General features: G+C 66.6%; 23 protein-coding genes. 4 read left to right on the top strand and 19 right to left on the bottom strand.

The features are described from left to right. Positions 1 to 143: 143 nt before the first annotated feature. The 10 genes from IEW15_RS14435 to coxB form a co-directional block, all read right to left on the bottom strand. On the bottom strand, positions 144 to 1,682 hold the full coding sequence (locus IEW15_RS14435) for a carboxypeptidase M32 (RefSeq protein WP_188579116.1): 1,539 nt from the start codon (positions 1,680 to 1,682) through the stop codon (positions 144 to 146). A 72-nt stretch (positions 1,683 to 1,754) separates the two neighbouring features. Next, a complete protein-coding gene (locus IEW15_RS14430) occupies positions 1,755 to 2,750 on the bottom strand; it encodes a COX15/CtaA family protein (protein ID WP_188579114.1) in 996 nt (331 codons plus the stop codon). Between the two features lie 53 nt (positions 2,751 to 2,803). Further along, positions 2,804 to 3,754 (bottom strand): SURF1 family protein, encoded by a 951-nt coding sequence (locus IEW15_RS14425; RefSeq protein ID WP_188579112.1) that lies wholly within the window; start codon positions 3,752 to 3,754, stop codon positions 2,804 to 2,806. A 9-nt stretch (positions 3,755 to 3,763) separates the two neighbouring features. Next, the gene (locus IEW15_RS26370; protein ID WP_188579110.1) at positions 3,764 to 4,165 is read right to left on the bottom strand and encodes a DUF983 domain-containing protein; all 402 of its coding nucleotides are present in this window, start codon (positions 4,163 to 4,165) and stop codon (positions 3,764 to 3,766) included. Beyond that, on the bottom strand, positions 4,165 to 4,974 hold the full coding sequence (locus tag IEW15_RS14415) for a cytochrome c oxidase subunit 3 (RefSeq protein WP_188579108.1): 810 nt from the start codon (positions 4,972 to 4,974) through the stop codon (positions 4,165 to 4,167). The genes IEW15_RS26370 and IEW15_RS14415 overlap by 1 nt, the downstream gene beginning before the upstream one ends. 203 nt (positions 4,975 to 5,177) lie before the next feature. After that, complete coding sequence (locus IEW15_RS14410) at positions 5,178 to 5,882, bottom strand: cytochrome c oxidase assembly protein (RefSeq protein WP_229708117.1); 705 nt, start codon at positions 5,880 to 5,882, stop codon at positions 5,178 to 5,180. Between the two features lie 19 nt (positions 5,883 to 5,901). After that, complete coding sequence (locus IEW15_RS14405) at positions 5,902 to 6,123, bottom strand: hypothetical protein (protein ID WP_188579193.1); 222 nt, start codon at positions 6,121 to 6,123, stop codon at positions 5,902 to 5,904. Further along, positions 6,120 to 7,055 (bottom strand): heme o synthase, encoded by a 936-nt coding sequence (cyoE, locus tag IEW15_RS14400; protein WP_188579105.1) that lies wholly within the window; start codon positions 7,053 to 7,055, stop codon positions 6,120 to 6,122. The genes IEW15_RS14405 and cyoE overlap by 4 nt, the downstream gene beginning before the upstream one ends. A gap of 243 nt (positions 7,056 to 7,298) precedes the next feature. Continuing rightward, on the bottom strand, positions 7,299 to 8,894 hold the full coding sequence (gene ctaD / locus IEW15_RS14395) for a cytochrome c oxidase subunit I (RefSeq protein ID WP_188579103.1): 1,596 nt from the start codon (positions 8,892 to 8,894) through the stop codon (positions 7,299 to 7,301). Positions 8,895 to 8,929: 35 nt separating this feature from the next. Next, the gene (gene coxB / locus IEW15_RS14390; protein ID WP_229708116.1) at positions 8,930 to 9,730 is read right to left on the bottom strand and encodes a cytochrome c oxidase subunit II; all 801 of its coding nucleotides are present in this window, start codon (positions 9,728 to 9,730) and stop codon (positions 8,930 to 8,932) included. A gap of 579 nt (positions 9,731 to 10,309) precedes the next feature. On the opposite strand from coxB, the gene tldD reads away from it, so the two are divergent. Beyond that, positions 10,310 to 11,758 (top strand): metalloprotease TldD, encoded by a 1,449-nt coding sequence (tldD, locus tag IEW15_RS14385; RefSeq protein WP_188579099.1) that lies wholly within the window; start codon positions 10,310 to 10,312, stop codon positions 11,756 to 11,758. 95 nt (positions 11,759 to 11,853) lie between these two features. Here tldD and IEW15_RS14380 read toward each other — a convergent pair whose 3' ends face one another. From IEW15_RS14380 to IEW15_RS14360, 5 genes are all read right to left on the bottom strand, one after another. Continuing rightward, positions 11,854 to 14,067, bottom strand: a complete 2,214-nt coding sequence (locus tag IEW15_RS14380; RefSeq protein WP_229708115.1) for a TRAP transporter permease — start codon at positions 14,065 to 14,067, stop codon at positions 11,854 to 11,856. Positions 14,068 to 14,169: 102 nt separating this feature from the next. Then, on the bottom strand, positions 14,170 to 15,132 hold the full coding sequence (locus IEW15_RS14375; RefSeq protein WP_188579097.1) for a TAXI family TRAP transporter solute-binding subunit: 963 nt from the start codon (positions 15,130 to 15,132) through the stop codon (positions 14,170 to 14,172). A gap of 122 nt (positions 15,133 to 15,254) precedes the next feature. Further along, complete coding sequence (locus tag IEW15_RS14370) at positions 15,255 to 16,193, bottom strand: BKACE family enzyme (RefSeq protein ID WP_188579096.1); 939 nt, start codon at positions 16,191 to 16,193, stop codon at positions 15,255 to 15,257. Positions 16,194 to 16,282: 89 nt separating this feature from the next. Further along, positions 16,283 to 17,281 (bottom strand): MurR/RpiR family transcriptional regulator, encoded by a 999-nt coding sequence (locus tag IEW15_RS14365; protein WP_188579094.1) that lies wholly within the window; start codon positions 17,279 to 17,281, stop codon positions 16,283 to 16,285. Continuing rightward, positions 17,278 to 18,678: an aspartate aminotransferase family protein gene (locus IEW15_RS14360; protein ID WP_188579092.1), complete on the bottom strand. Its 1,401-nt coding sequence runs from the start codon at positions 18,676 to 18,678 to the stop codon at positions 17,278 to 17,280. The genes IEW15_RS14365 and IEW15_RS14360 overlap by 4 nt, the downstream gene beginning before the upstream one ends. A 557-nt stretch (positions 18,679 to 19,235) precedes the next feature. On the opposite strand from IEW15_RS14360, the gene IEW15_RS14355 reads away from it, so the two are divergent. Beyond that, positions 19,236 to 19,745 carry a hypothetical protein gene (locus IEW15_RS14355; RefSeq protein ID WP_188579090.1) on the top strand — a complete coding sequence of 170 codons (510 nt, stop codon included), beginning with the start codon at positions 19,236 to 19,238 and terminating at the stop codon, positions 19,743 to 19,745. 62 nt (positions 19,746 to 19,807) lie between these two features. Here the strand turns inward: IEW15_RS14355 and gshA are convergent, their stop codons facing one another. Both gshA and IEW15_RS14345 read right to left on the bottom strand, forming a co-directional pair. Continuing rightward, positions 19,808 to 21,049 (bottom strand): glutamate--cysteine ligase, encoded by a 1,242-nt coding sequence (gene gshA, locus IEW15_RS14350; RefSeq protein ID WP_188579088.1) that lies wholly within the window; start codon positions 21,047 to 21,049, stop codon positions 19,808 to 19,810. Positions 21,050 to 21,201: 152 nt separating this feature from the next. Continuing rightward, positions 21,202 to 21,993 carry a 16S rRNA (uracil(1498)-N(3))-methyltransferase gene (locus IEW15_RS14345; RefSeq protein WP_188579086.1) on the bottom strand — a complete coding sequence of 264 codons (792 nt, stop codon included), beginning with the start codon at positions 21,991 to 21,993 and terminating at the stop codon, positions 21,202 to 21,204. 176 nt (positions 21,994 to 22,169) lie between these two features. Here IEW15_RS14345 and ubiA point away from each other — a divergent pair, with 176 nt between their 5' ends. Continuing rightward, a complete protein-coding gene (gene ubiA / locus IEW15_RS14340) occupies positions 22,170 to 23,150 on the top strand; it encodes a 4-hydroxybenzoate octaprenyltransferase (RefSeq protein WP_188579085.1) in 981 nt (326 codons plus the stop codon). Here the strand turns inward: ubiA and IEW15_RS14335 are convergent. Next, on the bottom strand, positions 23,092 to 23,334 hold the full coding sequence (locus tag IEW15_RS14335; RefSeq protein WP_188579084.1) for a hypothetical protein: 243 nt from the start codon (positions 23,332 to 23,334) through the stop codon (positions 23,092 to 23,094). The two genes, ubiA and IEW15_RS14335, sit on opposite strands and share 59 nt — an antisense overlap. Positions 23,335 to 23,452: 118 nt before the next feature. Between IEW15_RS14335 and IEW15_RS14330 the strand changes: the two genes are divergently transcribed. Further along, positions 23,453 to 24,967, top strand: a complete 1,515-nt coding sequence (locus IEW15_RS14330; RefSeq protein ID WP_188579082.1) for a UbiD family decarboxylase — start codon at positions 23,453 to 23,455, stop codon at positions 24,965 to 24,967. Positions 24,968 to 25,359: 392 nt separating this feature from the next. Here IEW15_RS14330 and IEW15_RS14325 read toward each other — a convergent pair. Beyond that, a protein-coding gene (locus tag IEW15_RS14325; protein WP_372402283.1) for an IS5 family transposase occupies positions 25,360 to 26,129 on the bottom strand; the annotation gives its coding sequence in 2 pieces (ribosomal slippage) (positions 25,360 to 25,778 and positions 25,778 to 26,129; 771 coding nt in all). Positions 26,130 to 26,282: the final 153 nt, after the last annotated feature.

Raw genomic sequence — 26,282 nt, 5'->3', positions numbered from 1 at the left:
ACGACGATCCTTGCTTGCAGGGCGCCTCGCAGGCGGGGGTATCCGGTGGGACGTATCCGGTTGGGTAGGGGCTGCCACCACAGTATCGGCCCAGAGCCTAGCCGGGGTGGCGGCGGCGATCAATGCGCCTTGGCACCGGCGGATCAGGCGGCGGCCCCCCCCAGATAACGCTGGCGCAGATGGGCCAGGAAATCATCGGCGCCGAGTGGCGCGCCGGTGGCGCGCAGGATCAGCTCGTCAGCCGACCAGCGGCAGCCCTGGCTGTGGACATTGGCGCGCAGCCAGCCCAGCAGCCCGGCGAAATCGCCCCGTGACAGGTCGTCATCCAGGTCCGGCAACGCCCGGCGCGCCGCCTGGAACAACTGCGCCGCCGCCATCGCCCCCAGCGAATAGGTCGGGAAATAGCCGAAGGATCCCGTCGGCCAGTGGATATCCTGCATGCAGCCGTCACGGTCGGTATCGGGCACCACGCCCACCAGCCGGGCCATGCCCTCGGCCCAGGCGCCGGGCAGATCGGTCACCGCCAGATCGCCGGCGATCATCGCGCGCTCAAGCCGATAGCGCAGGATCACATGGCCGGGATAGGTCACCTCGTCGGCGGTCACCCGGATCAGCCCCGGCTTCACCCGCACCATCAGCGCATGCAGATTGTCCGCCCCATAGGCCGGATCGTCGGCATCGGCACCAAAGGCCAGACGTGCGCATTCGGCAAAAGCGGTCATGAACGGCCGGCTGCGGCTGGCCTGCATCTCGATCAGCAGCGACTGGCTTTCATGCAGGGTCATGCCGCGCGCCAGCCCCACCGGCTGGTCGCGCCAGGCTTTGGGCAGGCCATGTTCATAAAGCGCATGGCCGGTCTCGTGCAGCACCGCCATGGCGCTTTCGGCGAAATCGGCCTCGTCGTAACGGGTGGTGATACGCAGATCGTCGGGCACCCCGCCCGAGAACGGGTGATGGCTGACATCCAGCCGGCCGTGATCGAAGGGGAAGCCGGCCATGGTCATCAGCCGGATGCCCAGTGTGCGCTGCGCCGTCACCGGAAACGGCCCATGCGGCCGCACCGGCTGGGGCCGGGCCGCCTGTGCCGCCAGCGCCGCCTCGCGGATCACCGGCAATTCGGCCTCGAGCCGGGTGAAGATCCGGTCGATATCCTCAGGGTTGCGGCCCGGATCATAGGCATCCAGCAAGGCCGCATAGGGTGACAGGCCAAGGGCGGCCCCCTTGGCCGCCGCCACCTCGCGTGCCAGCGACAGCACATGGTCCAGCGCCGGCGCGAACCGGGCGAAGTCATTCGCGGCCCGGGCCTCACGCCAGATCATCTCGCAGGCCGACGACGCCTCGGCCTGCCGCACCACGAGATCGGCGGGTAGCGCCGTGGCATGGGCGTGCCGGCCGCGCATCTCGGCCAGATTGGCCCTCTGCCAGCCGATATGATCGGCCACATCGTCGGTATCGGGCGTGGTGTCGTCAAGCTCGGTCGCCGCATCGTCGAACAAGGCCGGCAGGTCGGGGGCGGTCAGCAGACCATGGCCGATCTCGGCCAGGGTCGCCATCTGCGCGGATCGCGCGGCGGCGCCACCCTTGGGCATGTTGACAGCCCAATCCCAGCCGAGCACGCCCTCGGCGCCCTCGATATGCGACAGGCGACGGAAGCGACGTTCGAGTTCGGCCATGGCGGACATGATCCGGTGTCCCTGATTGGAGGTGGGCCTGATTGGAGATGGGCCTGATGGAGATGGGAAGACGGCGGTGGGTCAGGCCGATGCCTGATGGTGGGCCATGGCCTTGGGATGCGGGCGGGGCACGCCGGTCTCAGGCCCGAATGCTGCATGCAGCGCGGTCACCACCAGCGAGGCCAGCACCAGAACCCCCATCGCCTGATGGGTGGCCGCCGTCCAGACCGGCACATGCAGCATGATCACCGCAGCCCCCATGCAGACCTGAAGCGCCACCAGCCCGACGGTGCGGTGCATATCGCGAGAGAAGCCCGGCGCGCGGCCGCGCATCGACCGCGCCCACAGGAACAGCGCCAGGATCGACAGCGCGGTGGTGCCGGCCAGCACCCGATGGGTGAAGTGCAGCGCCACCAACGGATCATCCAGCGGCGGGATCACCTCGCCATCGCAGAGCGGCCAGGTGGAACAGGCCAGCGAGGCGCCGTTCTTGGCCATCATCGCGCCGGATGCGATGGTGGAGAGCGCCAGTGCCGCCACCAGCAGCACCAGCAGCCGTGCCGCGCGCGGCACCGGCTCGGTCCAGACCAGCGCGCTCTGTGCCGGCCGGCCAGCGCTGACATACATGGCGATCAGCATCGCCAGCACCAGCTGGGCATTACCCAGATGGACCGCCACGCTCCAGGGCGAATTACGGTCCAGCACCGTCAGCCCGCCAAGCAGGCCCTGCACCAGCAGCAGCGCCAGGGCCGCGATGCCGAACAGGCCGGGGCGCAGGTTCTCTCGCCGCATCGTCAGCGCCCAGATCGCCAGCACCAGCACCAGCGGCCCCACGATCACGCCGGCGATGAAGCGATGCACCCATTCATACATTACCTGAAGATAGGTGTAGTCGACATTGGGGATCGTCGCGAGCTTGGCCGGCGTCGGCACCCAGAAGCCATAGCACACCGGCCAGTCGGGGCAGGACAGCCCTGAATTGGTGGCACGGATCACGGCCCCCAGCACGATCAGGCAGAAGGTCGCGAAGATGGCGATGCCGGTCAGGGCACGGAAGCGGCGGTTCGAGGTCTTCATCACGGGGCCGTGGACTTGGTTAAGCGGAGCGTCGGCAGGCAGGCGCGCAGAGGTCAGCGCCGCCTGCGATAGACGACATAGATCACGATCAGCGACAGGGCGAGGGCAAACCAGGTGATCGCGTATTGCAGATGATCATTGGGCATCTCGGACCGGGTCTGGCCACCGCGCGGCAGATCGCCCGGCACCGGGGTGTCATCGGCCTCGACATAGATCGGCGCCAGCTTGTGGTCGACGAAATCACCCATCAGCTTCAGGTCGATCGTAAACCAGAAATTCTCGCTCGGCCGATTGTCGGGCACGATCCAGGCGGTTGCCGGAACCCGGGCGATACCGGTAACCCGGGTGATGCCCTCGATCTGGCCGGCCGCACGGGTTTCCGGCGTCTTGTTGTCCAGCGGCACCCAGCCGCGGCTGACCAGCACGGTCTGTTCGGTGCCGCCGGGAAGGTCGGTGCGCTCGAACGGCGTCAGGATGTGATAGCCGCTATTGCCGTTCAGCGATTTCGCCGCCTGATACAGTTCCTTGTCGTGCAGGAACCGCCCGGTCATCTCCACCCGCCGGAATGCCCAGGCCTGCAAGGCCTCGGGCGTCGCATCGTCGGCGAACACCGGCAGCGGCACCGGGTCTGCTGCAAGCTGTGCCTGGCGGGTCTCGATCAGATCGGTCTTCCAGGCCAGGCGCTGCACCTGCCACACGCCGAGCCCGGCCATGATCGCAACAGCGATGATCACCAGCACCAGCAGCAGCGGTCCGTCCTTGCGGCGGATGCCGCCGTGCCCGGCACCGCCGCCATTCGCGGGCGCCCCGGTCTTCGCGGATGCCCCGGCCTTCGCGGACGCCCCGGCCTTGGCCGCGCCGCCGGCTTTCTGCGGCGCGGCGCCCTTCGGAGGCAGAGTGGCCTGCCCCTGGGCCGGGCGCTGCTCACGCGTGTGGCGCTTCGCCGCGGCCTGGCGCTTGGCGGCGGCATTGCGCCGGGCGATGGTGGGTCGTTTGGTCGACATGGGGGCGGGTCAGTCCTCGGTATCGTCGTCCTCGCGGCCGAGCCCGGCCACGCGATGGCGGTATTGCTGGGCGATCATCCAGGCTTTCATCGGTCGCAGCAGCCCCACCGACAGCACCACCGTCAGCGGCAGCCACAGCAGCAGGTGCAGCCACATCGGCGGCGCCCAGGTCAGCTCCACCCACAGCACCAGCGCCATCAGGATGAAGCCCACGATCAGGATCACGAAAGCGGCGGGGCCGTCGTCACTCGCCACCGATTGCAGGTCCAGCCCGCAGCGGTCGCAGGACGCGCGAACGGCGAGAAGCCCCCTGAACAGGCGCCCCTCGCCGCAGCGTGGACAACGGCACCCAAGGCCGGCGGCCAGCGGCGACACCGCCGGCCATGCCGGACCCTCGGGCCGGTCAGGCATTACTGGCCCCAGACATAGATCGAGACGAACAGGAACAGCCACACCACGTCGACGAAGTGCCAGTACCAGGCCGCCGCCTCGAAGCCGATATGCTTAGTGGCGCTGAACTGGTTCAGCATCGCGCGCCGCAGGCAAACCGCCAGAAAGATGGTGCCGACGATGACGTGGAAGCCGTGGAAGCCGGTCGCCATGTAGAAGGTCGAGGCATAGACGCCATCGGTGAAGGCGAAGGCGGCATGGCTGTATTCATAGGCCTGCACGCACGAGAAGAACAGGCCGAGGCCGACGGTGACCGCCAGCATCTGCACGGTGGTGCGGTTGTCGCCATCGCGCAGCGCATGATGCGCCCAGGTCAGCGTGGTGCCCGACAGCAACAGGATGGTGGTGTTCATCAGCGGCAGATGCCAGGGGTCGAAGGTCTCGATGCCCTCTGGCGGCCAGACACCGCCGACAGCCTCGGTCGGGAACAGCGAGGCGTTGAAATAGGCCCAGAAGAAGGCGACGAAGAACATCACCTCCGAGGCGATGAACAGCACCATGCCCATGCGCAGCCCGATCTGGACCACGCCGGTATGGGCCTTCTCATGCACCGACTCCTTGATCACGTCCCGCCACCAGCCGGCCATGACACCCAGCACCGCCAGGAAGCCGATCGTCAGCACGATGCCGCCGATCGAATTGCCGTGCATGTACATGACGCCGCCAGAGGCGAGGATCAGTCCGGACATGGCGCCGAGGAAGGGCCACGGGCTCGGATCGACCAGATGGTACTCGTGCACTTTGGTGTGCGCAGCGTGTGCTTCGCTCATCTTCACTCTCCTCAAGGCCGCTGCCGCATGACCTCTTGTCGGCCGGTATGCGCGGACGCGGTCCGTCCGTCTCTGCCCGGCGCGGGCGAACCATAACCATTGACCCGCAGTCCGGGTCCATCCCGGTCAGGGGCAGTTCCATGCCCGCGCCAGCAGAACCGGCGCGGCGCGCGTGCGTTTCCATCCCTAGGGGCCGGTAAGCATCAGCCGCCGGCGGGACGGCCGCTCTCCCGGCTCCGCGCGGTGTCGGCGGACACAGTCCCCGCCGCCGCCGCAAGCTTGTCGAGGGTCTGGCCGGTGCGCTCCAGATAGCTCTGCAGCCCGTCCTCGCCCAGATCGAAGAAAGTATAGGACAGCGTCACCGTCCGCACCTCCTCGACATTCCGGTCATCGGCCATCTTGGGGTCGATATAGAAGCTGACCGGCATATCGACCGACTGCCCCGGCATTAGCAGCTGCTCGGTGAAGCAGAAGCAGTCGATCTTGTCGAAATACAGGCCCATTTTCTGCGGCGTGACATTGTATGCCGCCTGCCCCAGAACCGGCCGGTCGCTGTTGTTCACCGCCTTGTAGAAGGCCAGCCGGCGTTCCCCCACCTTCACCACCACCTCGCGCTGCTCAGGAAAGAAGCCCCAGGGCATGCCGCGGGCGGTGTCGGCGTTGAACCGCACGGTCATTTCGCGGTCGAGCACCGGCACGTCGCCGCCACCCGAAATCTGGGTGGTGCCGCCATAGCCGGTGACCTGACAGAACAGGTTGTAGATGGTCGAGGAATAGGCGGTCAGAACGCTCATGCCGCCCAGCATGACGAATACGCCAGCCAGGGTGCGTCGCTTCGCGCGGCGCAGCCGGCGGTCGCCATCGCTGGCGGTGGCCTTTTTTCCCATCTCCGGATCGCGGTCGGTCATCTTCTGCCCCGGCTTCCGCTCAACTCATTTTCGCGATGGTGATGGCGAAGAACAGCGCCACCATCGCCCATAGCAGGATGAACAAGGCCCAGTTGCGCTGGCGCATGCGTTTCATCCGCGCCTGCGCCTCGGGCGATCCCGGGTCGGTGTGACCGGTCACGATCGCGCGCTGCGGATCGTATTCATCCGACGTCATCGGTGGCGTCACCCCGGCCACAGGCGGCTTGGCGGCCTTGCTCATGACCACACCCCAAGGCCCAGCGCCTTGTCGGCAACCATCAGGGCGAACTGGGCGAACAGATACAGGATCGAGAACCGGAACATCGCCTTGGGCGCCGCATCACCCTCGCTTCGCGCCACGCGCAGCGCGTGCCCCAGGAACATCAGGCTGAGCCCGCCGGCCGCGACCGCATACCAGACGCTGGCCATGCCGATCAGCCAGGGCGTCACCGACAGCGGCAACAGGGCCACGGTATAGATCAGGATCTGCTTCTTGGTCTCGCGCCGGCCGGCCACCACCGGCAGCATCGGCACGCCGGCGCGGGCATAGTCGCCATCGCGATACAGCGCCAGCGCCCAGAAATGCGGCGGGGTCCACATGAAGATCAGCGCGAACAGCACCAGCCCGCCCAGCGAGACATCACCCGAGACAGCGGCCCAGCCCACCATCGGCGGGAAGGCACCGGCGGCGCCGCCGATCACGATGTTCTGCGGCGTCGAACGCTTCAGCCACATGGTGTAGATGAAGATATAGAAGCCGATGGTCAACGCCAGAAGCGCCCCCGCCACCGGGTTCACCGCCAGCCCCATCACCACCACCGAGGCCACCGCCAGGGTCACACCGAAGGCGAGCGCGGTTTCAGGCTCCATCCGGCCCGCCGGGATCGGGCGGTCGGCGGTGCGGGTCATCACCGCGTCGATATCGCGGTCGTACCACATGTTGATGGCACCCGAGGCGCCGGCCCCGACCGCGATGCACAGCAGCGCCACGAAGGCCAGCACCGGGTGCAACTGCCCCGGCGCAAGGAAGATGCCCACAGCGCCTGTGAACACCACCAGCGACATCACCCGCGGCTTCAACAGGGCGATGAAGTCGTCGACACCCGGATCCACCGTTTGCGGGGCGGCATGCCCGGCGGAAGACGCGCTGGAGCTGTAGACGGTATCGGTCACGAGCTTTGGCCTCGGATGATCAGGACGCGACGCGGGGGACAAGCTTGCGTCGCCGACGTCCCGACGGTCGGGACGATGCGAAGGGCCTCGGAACAGAGCAGGAGCCGCGAGCCCGCCAACCAAGGCGATGTGGTCACGGCCCCGGCGCTGGCCCGACGGGCGCCCAAGTGGGACGGCTCCGGTCCGCAGGCGGCATGGGCTGCCATCTGCGGACCGGACAAGCCGGGTCTGGCACAGGCGGGCTTATTTCACCCGCGGCAGGCCGTCCTCGAAGGTGTGGAAGGGCGGCGGCGATGTCACCGTCCATTCAAGGGTGGTGGCACCCTCGCCCCACGGGCTGTCGGCGCATTTCTGGCCCGCCGTCAGGGTGCGGAACACCACGAAGACGAAGAACAGTGCGGCGAAGCCCGAGATGTAAGCCCCCATCGAGGCCACATGGTTCCAGCCCGCATACACATCCGGATAGTCCGGGATACGGCGCGGCATGCCGGCCAGGCCCAGGAAGTGCATCGGGAAGAAGGTGAGGTTCACACCGATGAAGGTCAGCCAGAAGTGGATCTTGCCCAGGGTCTCAGGATACTGGCGGCCCGACATCTTGCCGATCCAGTAATAGAAGCCCGCGAAGATCGCGAACAGCGCGCCCAGCGACAGCACGTAGTGGAAATGGGCCACCACGTAATAGGTGTCGTGCAGCACGGTGTCGACGCCGGCATTCGACAGCACCACGCCGGTGACGCCGCCAACCGTGAACAGGAAGATGAAGCCCATGGCGAACAGCATCGGGGTCTTGAACTCGATGGAGCCGCCCCAGGCGGTGGCGATCCACGAGAAGATCTTGATGCCGGTGGGAACCGCGATGACCATCGTGGCCGCCGTGAAATAGGCGCGGGTGTCCACGTCGAGACCGACAGTGAACATATGATGCGCCCACACCACGAAGCCGACCACGCCGATCGCGACCATGGCATAGGCCATGCCCAGATAGCCGAAGATCGGCTTGCGGGCGAAGGTGGAGATCACGTGGCTGATGATGCCGAAGCCCGGCAGGATCATGATGTAGACTTCAGGGTGACCGAAGAACCAGAACAGATGCTGGAACAGGATCGGGTCGCCACCCTTGGCCGGGTCGAAGAAGGCGGTGCCGAAATTGCGGTCGGTCAGCAGCATGGTGATGGCGCCGGCCAGAACCGGCAGCGACAGCACCAGCAGAAAGGCGGTGACCAGCATCGACCACGCGAACAGCGGCATCTTGTGCAGGGTCATGCCCGGCGCGCGCATGTTCAGGATGGTGACGATGAAGTTGATCGCGCCCAGGATCGACGCGGCACCCGACAGATGCAGCGAGAAGATCGCCATATCGACCGCGGCCCCGCCATGGGAGACGCTGCCCGACAAGGGCGGATAGATCGTCCAGCCGGTGCCGGCACCGCCATCGACGAAGGCCGAGCTGATCAGCAGGGCGAAGGACGGCGGCAGCAGCCAGAACGAGATGTTGTTCATCCGCGGGAACGCCATGTCCGGCGCCCCGATCATCAGCGGCACGAAGAAATTGCCGAAGCCGCCGATCAGCGCGGGCATGACCACGAAGAAGATCATGATCAGGCCATGCGCGGTGATGACCACGTTATAGAACTGATAGTCGCCGCCGAAGATCTGATCGCCCGGAGTTTGCAGCTCCGCGCGGATCAGCATCGAGAAGAAACCGCCGATCAGGCCCGCGATCACCGCGAACACAAGGTACATCACGCCGATGTCCTTGTGGTTGGTCGAGAAGACCCACCGCTTCCAGCCCGTCGGATGGTGCGCGCCGTGAGCGTCGTGTGCGCCCGCGTGTGCCATGACCAATCCCTCTTGTTGTCAGATGACGCGGAGCGTTACCGGCTCGCCAGCGCGACCCGGACGTCGCCGCCCTGGTCGACACGGGCGAACTTGCCCTGAGCTTCGGTCACCCAGTTATTGAACTCGCCCTCGGCGCGGGCTTCGATCACGATCGGCATGAAACCGTGGCGGATGCCGCAGATTTCAGAGCATTGACCGTAATACACGCCCGGCTTTTCCACGCGGAACCAGGTTTCGTTGAGGCGACCCGGCACGGCATCCATCTTCACACCGAAGGACGGCATCGCGAAGCTGTGCAGCACGTCCTCGCTGGTGATCAGCAGACGCACGGTCTGGCCCACCGGCACGACCACGCGGTTGTCGACTTCCAGCAGGCGATGACCGCCCTCAGGCAGGTCGGCCTCTTCGATCATGTTGCTGACAAAGCCGAAATTGCCGTTATCGGGGTACTCGTAAGACCAGTACCACTGATGGCCGACCGCCTTGATGGTGAGGTCCGCCTCTTCCACCTTGTCCTCGAAATAGATCAGACGGAACGAGGGAATGGCGATGACCACCAGGATCAGGATCGGCGCTACCGTCCAGGCGACTTCAAGCATCGTGTGATGCGAGCGCTTGGATGGGGTGGGATTCGACTTCCGGTTAAAGCGCAGGACCACGACGATCAGCAGCGCCAGCACGAAGATCGACACGGCAAAGGAGATATAGAGCAGGATGTCGTGCAGATTGACGACCTGTTCCATCACAGGCGTTGCCGGCGCCTGAAAGTTCAGCTGCCAAGGCTCTGCCCGTCCGTCGGCGAACGCCGCGCTGGCGGTCCCGATCAGGGCAGCCACCGCCGCGAACAGCGAAAGAATATGAAATTTCGACCTCATTCTCGGCCTTCCCCCTGCGGAATGGCTCCGCCCGTCTTCTTTGCCGGACGGCGTTCGACCACGTCCTCACGTCGCCCGTGCGGGACATTTTGCCGCACGACGCGGCCAAACCTACACCACGACCCTGCGGCTCACAAGCCGTGCGCAGACGCGTCTGCCGCGGCCCGACCACGGCCGGAACCCCGCGGTCTTGCTGCCTTTAGGCTGGAACGACCCGCATGATCCAAGAATGCGACAACTCGTCGCATGTGCCTTGAACGCGGGTCGCAGGCTACCGTTCCGGGCCGTCGGACCCGTATCCGGCCCGACCGGCAGAATGGCTGCCGGCCGCGATCCGGCGGTCCTTATAACTGCCCGTCGCCCGCTATATATACCATGATCAGTCCCTGTGCAGCTTCCATTGCGATGGAATGCCGCAGGGGCACCGTGTCACACTGGATCCGCGGTCCGCGGCACCAGCCGCAGCCGGTCCACCACCGGCCGGCCGACCGGCCACGGGCTCCGCCCCCTGCCCCGCTCCTCAGACATGAAGGCGCCACCATGCCCGATCACGCAACCGCCGCCCCCGCCGATCCCTTCTTCGCCTCGGGTGCGCTGGATCGCAGCCGGCTCGAACGCCGGGTCGCCGACGCGCTGCGCGGGGCCGATGATGGTGAACTGTTCCTTGAATACCGTCAGTCCGAAGTGCTGGGCTTCGACGACGGCCATCTGCGCTCGGCCAGTTTCGACACCGTCCAGGGTTTCGGCATGCGCGCCGTCGCCGGCGATACCGTCGCCTATGCCCATGCCAGCCAGATCGACGACGCGGCGCTGGATCGCGCCGCCGAAACCGTCGGTGCGGTGCTGCACGGTCATGGCGGCACGCTCGACCTAGCGCCGGCAAAGCCGGGCCCGGCCCTCTACCAGCCCGGCAACCCGCTGGACGTGATGCCTTTCGCCGACAAGGTGGCGCTGCTGGCGGAAATCGATGCCTGGGCACGCGCACGCGACAACCGGGTGCGTCAGGTCAGCGCCACATTGTCAGCCAACTGGCAGGTGGTCGAGATCCTGAGGCCCGATGGCAGTTCCGCGCGCGACGTGCGGCCGCTGGTGCGCATCGGGGTCTCGCTGCTGGTCGGCGAGGGCGACCGCCAGGAAAGCGGTTCAGCCGGCGCCGGCGGCCGCGCCGGCTATACCACCTGGGTCGCACCCGAACGCTGGCAGGCGCTGGTTGAAGACGCCCTCGCCCAGGCGCTGGTGAACCTGGAAGCGGCCCCCGCCCCCGCCGGCGAGATGACCGTGGTGCTGGGCCCGGGCTGGCCCGGCATCCTGCTGCACGAGGCCATCGGCCACGGGCTGGAAGGCGATTTCAACCGCCGCAAGCTGTCGGCCTTCTCGGGCCTGATCGGCGAGCGGGTGGCCGCCCCCGGCGTGACCGTGGTCGATGACGGCACCATCGCGGGCCGGCGCGGATCGATCACCATCGACGATGAGGGCACACCCTCGTCGCGCACCGTGCTGATCGAGGACGGTATCCTGAAGGGCTATATGCAGGACCGGATGAATGCCCGCCTGATGGGCACCACCGCCACCGGCAATGGCCGCCGCGAAAGCTATGCCCACCAGCCGCTGCCGCGGATGACCAACACCTATATGCTGGGCGGTGACAAGGATCCGGCCGAAATCCTGGGCTCGGTGAAGCGCGGGCTCTATGCCAAGGAATTCGGCGGCGGTCAGGTCGACATCACCTCGGGCAAGTTCACCTTCTCGGCCTCGGTCGCCTATCTGATCGAGGATGGCAGGATCACCCGGCCGGTGAAGGGCGCCACCCTGATCGGCAACGGCCCCGATGTGCTGAAGCGGGTGTCGATGATCGGCAACGACATGGCGATGGATGCCGGCATCGGCTCCTGCGGCAAGGACGGCCAGTGGGTGCCGGTCGGCGTGGGTCAGCCGACCCTGCGCATCGACGGCCTGACCGTCGGCGGCACGGAAATCGCCGCCGCCTGAGCCGTGACCGTCACCGATCGACGGAAAACCCCCGCCGGTGGCATCACCGGCGGGGGTTTTCATTGTCGACCGGGCTGGACCCGCGGCTGACCGGATCAACGCCCCGGTATCAGTTTCGCCGGCCGGGTCGGACCGGCCGTGCGCCGTTGATAGAGATAGAACAGCACGAACAGCCCCAGCGCGATCGCCTGCACCGCCAGCCGGTCCAGCACCGGGATATAGGGTGCCACGAAGCCCGGCCGGAACATCAGGAAGGCGATGGCGAACAGCGCCAGACGCTCCCACCACAGGCAGGCCCGGCCGAACCAGCCCTGCACACCGGCTGCAAAGGCGAACATCGCCGCCAGCGCGCAGATCGAGATCCAGATCAGATGGATCGGGTCGTCGATCCAGATCGCCCGGCCCGCGTCATCCACCCCCGACACCATCAGCAGATCGGTGTTGAACAGGAAGATGAACGGCAGGATCGCGGTCCGCATATCATAGGTGAAGCCCTGAATGCCGGTCTTGATCGGATCGGCCTTGGCGATCGCCGCCGCCGCATAGGCAGCCAACCCCACCGGGGGCGTGTCGTCGGCCAGGATGCCGAAATAGAACACGAACAGATGCGCCGCAATCAGCGGGAACACCAGCCCGGCATCGCCGCCCAGCTGCACGATCACCGGCGCGGTCAGCGTGGCCATGATGATGTAGTTGGCGGTGGTCGGCAGCCCCATGCCCAGGATGATCGAGGTGATCGCCGTCAGCACCAGCATCAGATAGATATTGCCGAAGCTGATCACGTCGATCAGCGTCACGAACCGGCCGACAAGGCCGGTGATGGTGACGGCACCGACGATGATGCCGGCCGCGGCCGTGGCCACGCCCACCGACACCATGTTGCGCGCGCCCATCACCAGGCCCTGGAAGATGTCGTCCAGGCCCTGGATAAAGCCGTCGCGCAGTTGCGGCCCCACCGGCTGGTCGCGGTCGCGGGTCAGCCAGGCGATGATCGGCCGCTGGATCAGCATGATCACCGCCATTGCCTCGATCGCCAGCAGCACCGACAGGGTCGCCGAGCGCTGCAGCACCACCAGGTAATAGACCAGCACCACCACCGGCACCAGAAAGTGGATACCGGCGACGAAGGTCTGGCGGAAGCGCGGCAGCTCCGATTTCGGTACCGGCTTCAGGTCCAGCTTGCAGGCTTCCAGATGCACCACATAGACCAGCGCCAGATACGAGATCACCGCCGGGATCAGGGCCGCACGCACCACGTCCAGATAGGGAATGCCCAGGATTTCGGCCATGATGAAGGCGGCGGCCCCCATCACCGGCGGCATCAGCTGGCCGTTGGTCGAGGCCGCGACTTCGACCGCGCCGGCCTTGTAGGCCGGCAGCCCCACCTTCTTCATCAGCGGAATGGTGAAGGTGCCGGTGGTGACGGTGTTGGCGATCGACGAACCCGAGACCAGTCCGGTCAGGCCCGATGCCACCACGGCGGCCTTGGCGGGACCGCCGCGCAGATGGCCCAGCAGCGAGAACGCCACGTCGATGAAGTACTTGCCGGCCCCGGCCCGGTCGAGCAGGGCACCGAACAGCACGAACAGGAACACGAAGCTGACCGACACCCCGATCGGCACCCCGAAGATGCCGGTGTCGCTGAGATACATGTCGGTCATCAGGAAATCGAGCGGCACGCCCTGATGGCGGATGATGCCCGGCATCCAGGGCCCGACGACGCAATAGATCAGGAAGACGATGGCAAGGATCGCCAGCGCCGGCCCCAATGTGCGCCGCGCCGCTTCCAACAGCAGCACGATCGCGGCGATACCGAACCAGACATCGCGTTCCAGCGGCAGACCGGCGCGCATCACGATGTTCTGGTAATCCCACCACAGGTACAGCACGGCCACCATCGAGGCCGCCAGCAGCACCAGATCATAGAACGGCACCTTGCGGGTGGCGGAGCCGGGGCCGCCGGACAGGGGCTCCAGAAGCTTCGCCAGCCGGCCATGGGGATCGCGATAGGCGGGGTAGCACAGGAAGGTCAGCACCAGGGCGAAGGTCAGGTGAAACACCCGGGCCAGGAACTGGTCGAAGGGCACATAGGCGATGTACAACTGGAACGCCGACCAGCCCAGGCAGACCGCCACGATCAGCCAGCGCATCATCCGGCTGTCCGGGTGGCGGGCACCGGCCTCGACCTGGGCGACCAGCGCCTCTGCCGCGGCGGTGTCGCCGACGTCGAGATCCGGATCCTGTGCCGGGCCTGCCCCTGACATGCCGCCTGCGGGCGTCTTGCGCCCTCCCGCTCCGGATGTGGCCATCGGCCCCCCCTCTCGCCCTTGGTCATCAAGTCCGTGGTTCAGAACGAATGGCAGGCGTGCGGCCCGGTCCCCCACCGGGCCGCACGCCTGCCGGGCTGGCGATTACATCCAGCCCTTTTCCTTGAAGTACGTCTCGGCACCAGGATGCAGCGGCGCGGTCAGACCGTCGAGCATCGACTTGGGATCAAGATCCTTGAACGCCGCGTTCGACGCCTTGAAGGCATCGAAATTGTCGAAGAAGGTCTTCACGAAGTTGTAGACCGTCTCTTCCGACACATCCGAGCTGGTCACCATCGTCGCCTTGACCGCATAGGTCTCGGTCGGCTCGTCGACACCGCGATAGGTGCCGGCGGGGATGGTGGTCATCACGTAATAGGGCCGCTCCTCGACGAACTTCTTGATCGCATCCGAGTTGATGTCGACCAGATCGATCTGGGTCGAATTCGCCGGATCCTCGATCGCCGCCGACGGATTGCCGACGGTGTAGAAGAAGGCATCGACCTTCTGGTCGACCAGCGCGCGCGAGGCCTCGCCCTGCTGCAAGCCCTGGGCGTTCAGATCCTTCTCAGGGTCCAGGCCATACATCTCCAGCACGTCCATGGCGTTACCGCGCTGACCCGAGCCGGGGTTGCCGATATTGACCGACTTGCCCTTCAGGTCGTCGACCGACTTGATGCCGGTGTCCTTGCGGGTCACCAGCAGCACGGTTTCGGGATGCACCGAGAACACGCTGCGCAGGTTCTCGACCTTCTTGCCGTCCCAGTCGGCGGCGCCGTTCCAGGCGTTGTAATTGGCGTCGGACTGGGCCACGCCGAAATCGAGCAGGCCACGGCTGACGGCATTGACGTTGAACACCGAACCCAGCGCCGGGCGGCCGACGCAGTTCAGCTTGTCGGCCGCCTGCTTGTTGATGATCGCGCAGGCCTGCAACGCCACCTGATAATAGACACCGGTAACGGCGCCGCCGCCGATCAGGATGTCGGTGGCAGCCAGGGCCTGGCCGCCGCCCAACGCCATGCCACCGGCAAGAACACTGGCCGCGAGGGCTGATTTACGAACAAACATCGCTCTCCCTTTCATAAGTCACTGTTATCCCCTGATACACGCAGCCCGACCCGATGACGATGGGCAAGGTGCGATCCGGCCATGGCCGGATTCAGGCCAGACCAGATTCAGGCTGGCCCGGTTCAGGCCAGGCCGAAGATGCGGCGTGCCGCCGCGGCATCGGCCAGCGGCCGGCCCAGGGCATCGGCCACCGCCACAGCCTGGGTGATCAGCGCCGCATTGTCGGGCGCCGTCCGGCCATTCTTCAGGTTCATGTTGTTCTCGAACCCCAGCCGGGCATGTCCGCCCAGTGCCACCGCGGCGCCGGTTGCCGCAAGCTCGGCGGCACCGAAGGCGCACACCATCCACGGGTCATCGAAGCCGGTATCCGACTGGGCGGCCAGATAGCCGACCAGTTCGCCCACCCGGCCACCGCCGGGGGCATAGCGTCCCAGAACATACAGCACTGGTGCGGCGCCGCCCGCCAGGGCCAGCGCCCCGCCCATCGCCGGCAGCACACCCCGGTCGCGCAGTCGCGCCAGACGATAGACATCGGCCGCGTCGTACAGAATCCATTGCCAGCCACAGCCGGCCGCGCCCAGATCCTCAAGCAATCCCTGCAAGGCGGCTTCAGCCACAGGGTCGGCGGCTCCCTTGTCGATCGGCGGCAGGAACTCCCGCAAAGCCAGCGAACAGAAGCCCGGCATCAGCGCCCGCATCGCCGCAATCTGGTCCGGCGCCCGATAGATGCCTGCCGCCTCGCTGGTCGCCTGGATCAGCAGCCGGTCACCCACCGCATCCTCGACCGCCGCAACCGCCGCACGATACCGGTCGGGGTTAAGGCTGTGGCGGCCATTGTCGTCACGCACATGCAGATGGATCATCGCGGCACCGGCATCGGCGGCCCGGACCGCCACATCCGCCAGTTCGGCCGGCCCCACCGGCAGACGTGGATGATCGCCATGGCCGCGCCGGGCACCGTTGGGCGCCACGGCCAGCAACACCGGTTCGGCCGCCGGCTCTGCCGGCGTCGATGGGCTGGACGGCTCCGCAGCCGGGGGCACGGCGGGTGCGTCGGTCATCCCTGGGCTTGCCTCTTCAATTCGGGAGTGGGCGCGATGATCGGCCACCGGCGACAGCCGGGGCAGTGCTGTCGACCGATCATCCATCATCATTCAGGGCTTGTCTGCCCTTGATTTCCAGCAGGCCCTGCGGTTGAACGATCATTGCGCCGCATACGCCGCCGGCCGACCGGCCATTGCGCGCCGCCATCGACAAATGTGCGGAATCCATCGAGATGGGCTTCGGCCGCCGCCACGCGATCATCGGCCGCCGTGCCGCCCGCCACCGCCACCAGCCCGACCAGGGCCTGAGACAGCGCCAGCCCGCCGGTCAACGAGCGGAACACGCCCGGCCCGTCATGGGCCATGGTCAGCACATGGCCGGCATAGGCCGCCACCGGCGCATCGGGGCTGTCGGTGATGGCGATCACCGTGGCGCCGGCCCCGGCGGCGAACACCGCGGCGTCGCGGGTGCTGCGGGCATAGCGGGCGATGGTCACCGCCACCAGCACGTCGCCGGCGCCCAGCCCGCGCAGCGCATCCGGCAGCAGGCCGGCCGCGTCGCCGGCCAGCACCACCCCCGGCCGCACCAGATCCAGCGCATAGGCCAGATAGAAGCCCAGCACATGGCATTTGCGCTGCCCCACCACCACCACCCGGCGGGCACCGGCCAGGGCGGTTGCCGCGGCCGCCAGCGCCGGCACCCTGTCATCGCTCAGGGTGCGATCAAGATTGGCGCGGTCGGCGGCCAGATATCCGGCGATCAGCGCCGCCGGCTCTCCGGGGGCGGCAATCCGGTGCAGGCGCCGCGCGCGATCGGCATAGCCGCCGGCGCCGGCCGCCACCAGCCGCGCCCGGAACACCGCCGCCAGATCGGTGAAACCGGCAAAGCCCAGCCGCTCGGCCAGCCGCACGAAGCTGGCCGGCACCACCCCGGCCTCGTCGGCCAGCCGGCGCATCGACACCACGGCCACCCGGTCGGGATGGTCGAGCAGATGGCGGGCAGCCCGGCGCAGTTGCGGGCTCAGATCATCCAGCGCACCGGCGATCCGCGCCAGCACAGTGTCGGGATCGCGGGCTTCAGGGTCCGGGGCGTCGGGGGCCGTCATGCGGCGCGCAGGCCGGCATCGGCCATCGCCCGGTCGATCGCCTGGCCCAGCCGCTCCACCGCCAGGGCCAGTTCGTCCTCGGTGGCGATGAAGGGCGGCGCCAGCAGGATATGATCGCCATCGATGCCATCGGCGGTGCCATTGCCCGGATAGCAGATCAGGCCCAGATCGAAGGCCGCCGCCTTGATCCGCTTCGCCAGCCCGGCCGTGGCGGGAAACGGCCGCTTGCTCGCCCGGTCGGCCACCAGTTCGATGCCGCGGAAGAAACCGCGGCCACGGATATCGCCGACCTCGGGCCGCGCGCCCAGACCGTCGCGCAACAAGCCCTCGAACGTCGCGTCCAGGCCACGCACACGCGCCACCAACCCGTCGTCGCGGATCACCTCCTGCACCGCCAGCGATGCGGCGCATGCAACCGGATGGCCCATATAGGTGTGACCGGTCATCAGCCCCAGCCGGCCATGCAGCACCACATCGGCGATCGCATCCGACACCAGCACCGCGCCGATCGGCTGATAACCCGCCCCCAGACCCTTGGCCATGGCGATCATGTCGGGCGCCACGCCATCGGCCTCACAGGCATACAGATAGCCGGTACGGCCCATGCCGCACATCACCTCGTCCAGAATCAGCAGCACGCCATGGCGGTCGCAGATCTGACGGATCGCCTTGAAATACCCCTCGACCGCCGGCACCGCGCCAAGGGTCGCCCCCACCACCGGCTCGGCCACGAAGGCCAGCACCGTCTCAGGGCCCAGCACCCGCAACTGGTGCTCGAATTCCGCCGCCAACCGCTGACCATAGGCGATGTCGGTTTCGTCTGCCGCGCGATGCCGCCAGGCATAGCAGGGTGAGACATGCACCACATCATCGATCACCCAGGGCAGGAAGGGCCGCCGCCGGCCGGTATTGCCGGTCGCCGACAGGGCGCCGAGGGTGTTGCCATGATAGCTCTGGCGCCGCGCGATCACCCGTGTGCGTGCCAGATCGCCGCGCTCGACCGCATATTGCCGGGCGATCTTCAGCGCGCTCTCGATCGCCTCGGACCCGCCCGAGACGAAACAGGCCCGGCCGATGCCCTCTGGCGCGCCCTCGACCAGCATCTCGGCCAGCCGTTCCATCGGCTCGTTGGTGAAGAAGCCGGTATGGGCGAAGGCAACCTTGTCGAGCTGGGCCATGATCGCGTCGCGCACCCGCCGGTTGCCATGCCCCAGACACGACACCGCGGCACCGCCGGAGGCATCCAGATATCGCCGCCCCTCGGCATCGATCAGCCAGCACCCCTCGCCGCCCACCGCCACCGGCAGGACATCGCCGGTATGGCGGTGCAGGACATGAGAGGTCGCGCGGTTGCGGCGCAGCGGGGCTTCGGATACGGGCGAGGGTCGGTCCGACATGGGTCATCATCCGGAGCAGGAGAGCGGCGGGGAACAGGTGCCGGGATGATGCTAGGCCGTTGAAAATGGGGGCGCAACATCTGTTTCAATGAAACATGTAATGGATATGTGTTTCATTTTAGAGGACATCCGCGGCAGCCGGCGCCGAGCGTTATGATGGATGCAGCATACGATATTCCAGCGTCTTACGCGATGACCCGCGCATGATATATCGCCCCGTAAGCATGCCTGGCGGCAGGCCGGCGGGATCCAACGAAAGTTGTCTATTGACAACTTTTTAAATGGGCGTCATATGTCAAACAGACCACATCACCCCGATTAAGGACATTGAAGCAGCTCTATGCGTCCTTGAAGCATCAGGTTGGCAGATCCATACAGCAAAAGGGCGAAGTGCTCACGCCTGGGGCTATGTGATGTGCCCGGCCAATATGGCGAATGATTGTCGTGGTGGCGTATTCTGCAGGATGTCGGTGTGGAGTACACCAAGGCAGCCGGCGGATCACGCCCGTCAATTGATCCGAAAAGCCAAAGGTTGTTTGATCTCGGAGCCATGAGCCATGACCGATGACACCGTCTTCGAATTTGATCTGGTCTTCTCGCTGCCGGCCGATGCCGCCCCTGAGGCCGACATCCTTGATGCCGTCTTCGAGGCCGGCTGCGATGATGCGGTGGCGGGTCTTGGCGCACCCGGCATGATCGGCTTCGCCTTCCGCCGTCGGGGCCGCGACGGCGAGGCGGTGATCGCGGCCACCGTGGCGCAGATTCTGCCGGCGCTGCCGACCGGCAGCCGGCTGCGCGAGGTGAAGCCCGATCTGGTCAGTCTGGCCGAGGTGGCCGCACGGCTGGCGATCAGTCGTCAGGCACTCCAGAAACGGCCGATGCCGGCGCCATCACAGGCGGGATTGTATCGGGCGGCCGAAATCGCCGGCCATCTGCGCGCCAGTCCCGGCCGGATCGCGCAGGCCCTGGCCGGGTCGGAAGCGTGGTTCGCCGCGGCACCGGCGGCGCAGCGCCTGAATGCGCGCCTCAGCCTTGGCACCTTTCCCGAACGCCCGGATCAGATCTGACAGAGCGGGCAGGTCTGACAGAGCGGATATGGGCGGGGGCACCAGACCCCCGCTTCAATCCGTCAGATCACCTGCTCACGCGCCGCCGCCAGCGCCGCCAGACCGCCGACCACGCCGAAGACGCGGAACGGGCATGGCGCGTCATTGGCGCCACTGGCGGGCTCGATGCGGGGTTCCACCTCGTCGCACATCTGGGTAAAATAGGCGCCCATGGCGTTCAGGCTGTCATACTCGCCACGGCCCTTGTTGACCCGATAGAAGCCGCCGACCGCGCGGCCATCGACCAGATAGATCACCGGCTCGGCGCTTTCGCCGTCGATCAGGTCGACCGTGGGCACGCCTTCCTGAACGATCACCTCGGTGTTCAGCGCGCCTTCCTTGATGACGTTCATCTTGTGGCGGGTCTTCTTGTTCATCTCAAGAATGTCCTCGCCCGACTTGGCGGTCATCACGCCCATGCCATAGGTGCCGCTGTCGGCCTTGACGAAGACATAGGGGTCGCTCTCGATACCATACTGGCGATATTTCTCGCGGGTCAGGTGCACGACCTTGTCGACGCCGCGCGCCACACAGCCAAGCCCGGCCTTCTCGCGGAAATTGATCTGGCCGCACTGGTGCCACAGCGCCTGGATCAGCCAGGGATCGATGTCGAATTCCTCGGCGAAGGCGTCGGCGACCTGACCATAAGCTGCGAAATGGCCGCTCTTGCGGCGGCGATACCAGCCAAGCTCCAAAGGCGGGATCACCGGCTGGTCCAGCCCGACGAGGATCGAGGGCGCACCGGCGGTCATGTCGTTGTTCATCAGCACCACATCGGGCACGAAGCCGTCGAGGGTGCCGATCCGCCCACCCTCGCGGCGCAGCGGTTCCACCCGGATATCGGCGCCGGTGGCGGTTTCCAGCACCATCGCCTCGTCGAGATCATACATCAGGCTGCCAAGACGCACCTCCCAGCCGGCGGTCTCGATGATCTCGGCCAGCACCCGGACATTTTCCAGGTAATGCAGGTTGCGGGTGTGGTTCTCGGGCACCAGCAGCAGTCGGCCGCCCTCAGGGGCGATGCGCGCCAGATGGGTGCGGAACCGGTCGGCGGCGCGACCGCGCGCCGCGCGCGAGATGTTGTTGAACCCGGCCGAGAACAGATTGGTGTCGACCGGTGCCAGCTTCACGCCGGAATGGCGCAGATCGACCGAGCTGTAGGGCAGTGCCGGGGTCTCGTCGAACCGGGCATCGAACCACGCCGTCACCTTGTCGGCGCGGGCGGCGATGATGTCGTCGAGAAGCGGCAGAATGAGTGTGTGCATGGGACGGGCGGCCTCCGGATAGCGGGCCGGCGACCTCAGCGGGTCGCCGGAGGGCGAGAGCGCCCGCCACGCTGATCGTGATGACCGGCCGGCGGGGCAACGGGTGGTTCAGGTCTGCAAGACGTCGGTATCGTTCGGCCAGGGCCGCGCGATCAGGGCACGGCCTGCCTGCATCGCGGACCGCCACCTTCGGGTGCCAGCGCCTGAAGCACGGCCAGCCCCGCGATCGCGGCGGTCTCGGCCCGGAGCACACGTGGCCCCAGACCGATCGCGGTCACATGGGGCCGCGCCCGCAGCCGATCAAGCTCGGCCGGGTCGAAGCCGCCCTCGGGGCCGACAAGCAGGCCGACCGGCGCGCCAGCAAGCCCGGCCGCGGCCATGGCGAGCGCCACGCCCCCGCCGGTCTCGTCGCCGAACAGCACCGGCAGCGGCCCGTCGGCTGCCGCCGATGCCTCACTCTGCACGCGATCCAGCACGGCATCCAGCGGCGCCGCCTCGACGATCAGCGGCAGGCTCAGGCGTTCGCATTGTTCGGCCGCTTCCCGCGCGATCGCCGTCAGCCGGTCCAGGCGCAGCCGGTCGACGACCGTTCGCCGGGTGATGGCGAAACGGATCGCGGTGACGCCCAGCTCGGTCGCCTTTTCCACCGCCAGTTCCACCGGGCCGCGCTTGACCGGCGCCATGATCAGCTCCAGCCGCCGCTCCGGCGCCGGTGCCCGGGTCTGGTGGTCCAGATCGACCGCGGCACCGCGCTTGCCGATCGCCACCAACCGTGCGGCCCATTCGCCATCCCGGCCATTGAACACCGCCAGCGCCGCACCGTCCTCGCGCCGCATCACCGCGCGCAGGTAATGCGCCTGATCGTCGTCCAGCACGATCCGCGCCCCGGCCGTGGGTGCGGCGAAGCGGTCGGCATCGATATACAGTCGGGGCGCGTCGGCCATAAACCCTCCCGCGGGGAACGGCCGCAGCCGTCTGATGAGCGCACCAGCTATACCGCCCTTGCAGCCCCGATTGAAGCGCCGGCCGCGCATGGCTGCTTCAACGCAGCGCTTGGCAGATCGCATCCGCCGGGCTACACCGGTCGACGGCAGATCCGATCATCCAGGGAGTGCGCGCCATGGCCGAACCGGCAGCCAGGGCAGAGGCCGGCCACACCGACATTCATGCCGATCGCGGGCTGCTGCGCATATTGCCCGGTTCTGTAAAGCCTTACGCCCTGCTGGCCCGCTGGGACCGGCCGATCGGCTGGTGGCTGCTGCTGCTGCCGGGGCTGTGGGCGATCGCGCTGGCGGCACCGGCCGGCGGCCTGCCGGATATCGGGCTGATGGTGCTGTTCCTTGTGGGCGCCATCGCCATGCGCGGTTTCGGCTGCACGATCAACGATCTGGCCGACCGGCATTACGATGCCCGGGTGGAGCGGACCCGCGGCCGGCCGATCCCAAGCGGCCAGGTGACGCCGCGTCAGGCGCTGCTGTTCCTGGTGCCGCAGGGGCTGATCGGGCTGGTCGTGCTGCTGATGCTGCCGGTGCCGGCGATCGTGATCGGCCTCGCCTCGGTCCTGCTGATCGTGCCCTATCCGTTCATGAAGCGGATCACCTATTGGCCGCAGGCCTGGCTGGGGCTCACCTTCAACTGGGCGGCTCTGGTCGGCTGGGCGGCCGCCAGCGGTGCCCACGATCTGCCCACCATGCTGCCCGGCCTGCTGCTCTATGCCGGCGGCATCTTTTGGACGCTGGGCTATGACACCATCTATGCCCATCAGGACCGCGAGGACGACCTGATGGTGGGGGTGAAATCCACCGCCCTCGCCCTGGGCCGCCGCACGAAGCCGGCGGTGGCGGTGTTCTATGCCATCTTCTGGCTATTCACGGTGGCGGCCGGGCTCAGCGCCGGCTTCGGCGTCGGCTGGGTGCTGGCGATGGCCTTCACCGGCTCGCATCTGCTGTGGCAGGTCCGCCGCCTCGACATCGACGACCCGGCCATGTGCCTCAGGCTGTTCAAATCCAACCGCGATCTGGGGCTGGTGCTGCTGGCCACGATCATTCTGGCCCGTCATGCCCTTGGCGGGGGCCTGCTCCCCGGCGGCCTCGGCGGATGAGATTGGCCGCCGGCCGCGCCAGCAACAGGGCCAGCGCCAGCAGCCAGCCGGCCGGCGCCATATCGATGGTCGGCGGCAGATGGTTGCGCAGGATCAGGATGACCAGCACCGCCGCCGCCACCTTGACCAACTGCCGGTCGATCAGGTCCAGTTGCGACCAGACTGCCTTGATCCTTGTCTTCATGCCCGTCTCCGCCATGTCTGTATCCGATACCTGACCGCGATCATGATGGCCCGGCCGGCCCGTGCGGCACAGTGCCATCCCATCCAGCACCATCCAACCCCGAGCGAGCCCGCAGCCCATGCCCTATGACAGCCTGCGCGACTTCATCGCCCGTCTTGAGAGCACCGGCCGTCTGGTCCGGGTGCGCGAGCCGGTGTCGACCGTGCTGGAGATGACCGAGATTCAGACCCGGCTGCTGGCCGAGGGCGGCCCGGCGGTGCTGTTCGAACAGCCGCTGATGCCCGATGGCCGGGTGGCGGAAATGCCGGTGCTGGTCAATCTGTTCGGCACAGTGGAACGGGTGGCCTGGGGCATGGATCGCGAGCCGCACCAGTTGCGCGGCGTGGGCGAGACCCTGGCCTTCCTGCGCCAGCCCGAGCCGCCCGGCGGCTGGCGTGAGGCGCTGGACATGCTGCCGCTGATGAAGACGGTGATGGCGATGCGGCCGAAAACCGTGTCGCGGGCGCCGGTGCAGGAGGTGGTGTGGCGCGGCGACGATATCGACCTGACCCGCCTGCCGGTGCAGACCTGCTGGCCGGGGGAGCCGGCGCCGCTGATCACCTGGCCGCTGGTGGTGACGAAGGGGCCGGGCAGCGACAAGACCGACGGCTATAACCTTGGCATCTATCGGATGCAGGTGCTGGGCCGCGATCGCACGCTGATGCGCTGGCTGCGCCATCGCGGCGGCGCTCAGCATCATCGCCGCTGGGGGCAGAGCAAGCGCGAGCCGCTGCCGGCCTGCGCGGTGATCGGCGCCGACCCTGGCACCATTCTGGCGGCCGTGACGCCGGTGCCCGATACGCTGTCGGAATATCAGTTCGCCGGGCTGCTGCGCGGCCGCAAGGTAGAACTGGTCGATGCGGTCAGCCAGCCGCTGAAGGTGCCGGCCACGGCCGAGATCGTGATCGAGGGCGAGGTCAGCCTGGACGAGTATGGCGACGAGGGGCCTTACGGCGACCACACCGGCTATTACAACAATGTCGAGCCGTTCCCGGTGTTCCGGGTGACCGCCGTCACCATGCGCCGCAAGCCGATCTATCTGTCGACCTTCACCGGCCGGCCACCGGACGAGCCATCCGTGCTGGGCGAGGCCCTGAACGAGGTCTTCATCCCGCTGATCCGCCAGCAATTCCCCGAGATCACCGATTTCTGGCTGCCGCCCGAGGGCTGTTCCTATCGCATCGCCGTGGTCTCGATGCGCAAGGCCTATCCGGGCCATGCCAAGCGGGTGATGATGGGGGTGTGGTCATATCTGCGTCAGTTCATGTACACCAAATGGGTGATCGTGGTCGATGACGACATCAACGCCCGCGACTGGAAGGATGTGATGTGGGCCCTGTCGACCCGCATGGACCCGGCCCGCGACATCACCCTGATCGAGGGCACCCCGATCGACTATCTCGATTTCGCCAGCCCCGAATCAGGCCTGGGATCGAAGATCGGCCTGGACGCCACCAACAAATGGCCCCCTGAGACCAAACGCGAATGGGGCACCGAGCTGCGCATGGACCAGGACGTCGTCGATCGTGTCGACCAGATGTGGTCACGGCTGGGGCTGCCGGGGTCGGGCAAGGCGATCTGGAAGCCGAAGTAAGGACATCCATCATGCCCCTGGGCCACATCACCCATAGTTGACGCTACAACTTTCACGCCCACATAGTGATGTGTGGCCTACCCGTAGTCGGCAGGGCTCCCATCATCCTGTATGTCGAATACGCTTCGCTCGTGGTTCTTGAGCCTCACAGGACCGAATACGTCCAGACAATGTCTGGGCAGTCGTTAGCTGCGCTTCTACGGCAGTGGGCCAAGAGGAACTCTTATGACCAAAATTGTTGGGATTGATAAACTACAAAGGAAACTCTCCGAAGCCCGCCGCGCTGTGAATGAGCTAAACGGTGATTTGGGGACTGTCGAATTCAATCCTCATGACGCAGCGAGCATCGAGGCAGCGATCCAATCTGTTAATCGATTAGGCTCCAGATTCAATCACATCCAGAACGCGATGACGGCTGCAAGAGCCACGGCTGAGAGGAAATTGGCTGCAAGCTTGTCGTAGCGGGTCGCGGCACGCCTGAAATCCTTGAGGCGGCAGAAAGCGTTCTCAACGAGATGGCGATTACCATAGCGCTTCCGGTCATAGGCCACCTTCCGTTTTCGGTTCGTCCGCCCTGGGATCACCGGAACCGTACCGCGATGCCGCAAGGCCTTCCGGAGCCTGTCTGCGTCATAACCTTTGTCCGCGATGAGGTAACGGACTCTGGGCATCCTGGGCAGCAACAGATCTGCTCCAGTCATATCGGATGCGTTTCCGGCCGTGAGCACGAGCGTATGAGGTCGCCCGAGAGTATCCGTCAGGATGTGGATTTTGGTTGTTTGTCCGCCCCGTGACTTGCCGATCGCCTGAACGTTCGCCCCCGCCCTTCCGTCATATGGCTTCCCCCATGTGCAGAGCGGTGAGCCTTCACGTAGGTTGAGTCGATCGCCATTGATTTCGTGACGGCTCCGGACGCGGCCAAAGCCTCTACCAGGCTCGTCCAGAAACGACGGCGGGACCAACGGTTGAAGCGGTTGTAGATGGTTGTCGACGGTCCATACGCCGCCGGGCAGTCGCACCATCGACACCCGGTCCGCAGCACGTGGATGATCCCCGAAATCACCCGCCGGTCATCCACACGCCGGGCACCCGGCTGGTTCTTGGGCAGGTGCGGTTCGAGCTGCGCCCACTGTTCGTCCGACAACCAGAAAAGCTGAGACATCGTGTTCCTCGTGGCTATAGGCCATTGGAATCACACAATGATCTCATTATCAAGATGTTGGTTAGGTTTTGACCCTAGCATTACAGTTGCGTATTTCCTAAAGTTCTGAATCAATGGGTGACCATGATTCGGAGGGTCATGGAATGTCTGGTT

It is taken from the genome of Tistrella bauzanensis (genome assembly GCF_014636235.1).
Lineage (GTDB): Bacteria > Pseudomonadota > Alphaproteobacteria > Tistrellales > Tistrellaceae > Tistrella > Tistrella bauzanensis.
Note: the sequence above shows the minus strand (reverse complement) of the source record. Positions and strands in the feature narration are given on the sequence as shown.

Bases quoted from the DNA above. Each gene is read 5' to 3' on its own strand.
- IEW15_RS14435 (WP_188579116.1), bottom strand. From the start codon at position 1,682: ATGTCCGCCATGGCCGAACTCGAACGTCGCTTCCGTCGCCTGTCGCAT.
- IEW15_RS14360 (WP_188579092.1), bottom strand. From the start codon at position 18,678: ATGTCGGACCGACCCTCGCCCGTATCCGAAGCCCCGCTGCGCCGCAAC.
- ubiA (WP_188579085.1), top strand. From the start codon at position 22,170: ATGGCCGAACCGGCAGCCAGGGCAGAGGCCGGCCACACCGACATTCAT.
- IEW15_RS14335 (WP_188579084.1), bottom strand. From the start codon at position 23,334: ATGAAGACAAGGATCAAGGCAGTCTGGTCGCAACTGGACCTGATCGAC.
- tldD (WP_188579099.1), top strand. From the start codon at position 10,310: ATGCCCGATCACGCAACCGCCGCCCCCGCCGATCCCTTCTTCGCCTCG.
- IEW15_RS14425 (WP_188579112.1), bottom strand. From the start codon at position 3,754: ATGTCGACCAAACGACCCACCATCGCCCGGCGCAATGCCGCCGCCAAG.
- IEW15_RS14355 (WP_188579090.1), top strand. From the start codon at position 19,236: ATGACCGATGACACCGTCTTCGAATTTGATCTGGTCTTCTCGCTGCCG.
- ctaD (WP_188579103.1), bottom strand. From the start codon at position 8,894: ATGGCACACGCGGGCGCACACGACGCTCACGGCGCGCACCATCCGACG.
- gshA (WP_188579088.1), bottom strand. From the start codon at position 21,049: ATGCACACACTCATTCTGCCGCTTCTCGACGACATCATCGCCGCCCGC.
- IEW15_RS14345 (WP_188579086.1), bottom strand. From the start codon at position 21,993: ATGGCCGACGCGCCCCGACTGTATATCGATGCCGACCGCTTCGCCGCA.
- IEW15_RS14370 (WP_188579096.1), bottom strand. From the start codon at position 16,193: ATGACCGACGCACCCGCCGTGCCCCCGGCTGCGGAGCCGTCCAGCCCA.
- IEW15_RS14430 (WP_188579114.1), bottom strand. From the start codon at position 2,750: ATGAAGACCTCGAACCGCCGCTTCCGTGCCCTGACCGGCATCGCCATC.
- IEW15_RS14410 (WP_229708117.1), bottom strand. From the start codon at position 5,882: ATGACCGACCGCGATCCGGAGATGGGAAAAAAGGCCACCGCCAGCGAT.
- IEW15_RS14380 (WP_229708115.1), bottom strand. From the start codon at position 14,067: ATGGCCACATCCGGAGCGGGAGGGCGCAAGACGCCCGCAGGCGGCATG.
- IEW15_RS14365 (WP_188579094.1), bottom strand. From the start codon at position 17,281: ATGACGGCCCCCGACGCCCCGGACCCTGAAGCCCGCGATCCCGACACT.
- IEW15_RS14330 (WP_188579082.1), top strand. From the start codon at position 23,453: ATGCCCTATGACAGCCTGCGCGACTTCATCGCCCGTCTTGAGAGCACC.
- IEW15_RS14415 (WP_188579108.1), bottom strand. From the start codon at position 4,974: ATGAGCGAAGCACACGCTGCGCACACCAAAGTGCACGAGTACCATCTG.
- IEW15_RS26370 (WP_188579110.1), bottom strand. From the start codon at position 4,165: ATGCCTGACCGGCCCGAGGGTCCGGCATGGCCGGCGGTGTCGCCGCTG.
- IEW15_RS14375 (WP_188579097.1), bottom strand. From the start codon at position 15,132: ATGTTTGTTCGTAAATCAGCCCTCGCGGCCAGTGTTCTTGCCGGTGGC.
- IEW15_RS14405 (WP_188579193.1), bottom strand. From the start codon at position 6,123: ATGAGCAAGGCCGCCAAGCCGCCTGTGGCCGGGGTGACGCCACCGATG.